The organism is Streptomyces murinus (assembly GCF_002154555.1).
Lineage (GTDB): Bacteria > Actinomycetota > Actinomycetes > Streptomycetales > Streptomycetaceae > Streptomyces > Streptomyces murinus.
Genome location: NZ_MUNF01001043.1, coordinates 1 through 567 on the forward strand (window position 1 = coordinate 1; position 567 = coordinate 567).

At 71.6% G+C, this 567-nt stretch carries 1 protein-coding gene; it reads left to right on the forward strand.

Features of this window, described 5'->3' with window-relative positions; translation table 11 throughout:
- Positions 1-4: 4 nt before the first annotated feature.
- On the forward strand, positions 5-567 hold a 563-nt coding region (locus CCN72_RS37545; protein ID WP_143664362.1), incomplete at its 3' end, for a SidA/IucD/PvdA family monooxygenase.

A 567-nucleotide genomic window follows, 5' to 3' on the forward strand; every position in this document is an offset into this window, starting at 1 on the left:
CCAGATGACCCCCCACCCGGCTCCCCAGACGGCCTCCCGGACCACCCTGCTGCCGCGCCGCGACCCCGACGCCCCCCGCGACCTGGTCGGCATCGGCATCGGCCCCTGCAACCTCTCCCTCGCCGCCCTCGCCCAGCCCCTTCCCGAACTGGACGCCGTCTTCTACGAACAGCGGCCCGGCTTCAGCTGGCACCCCGGCCTGCTCATCGAGGGCTCCACCATCCAGGTACCCTTCCTCGCCGACCTGGTGAGCCTCGCCGACCCCACCAGCCCCTGGAGCTTCCTCAACTACCTCAGAACCCGCGAACGACTGTTCCCCTTCTACTTCGCCGAGCGCTTCCACATCGAACGCGCCGAGTACGACGCCTACTGCCGCTGGGCCGCCCGGAACCTGCCCGGGCTGCGCTTCGGCCACCAGGTCGACGCCGTCCGCTGGAACCCCGAACGGGCCCTGTTCGAGGTCGACTTCACCCAGCTCGACGCCGAAGGAGAGGCCGACGCCCTGGGCCGCGCCTACACCCGCAACCTGGTCCTCGGCGTCGGCACCGTCCCCCATGTGCCGGCCCC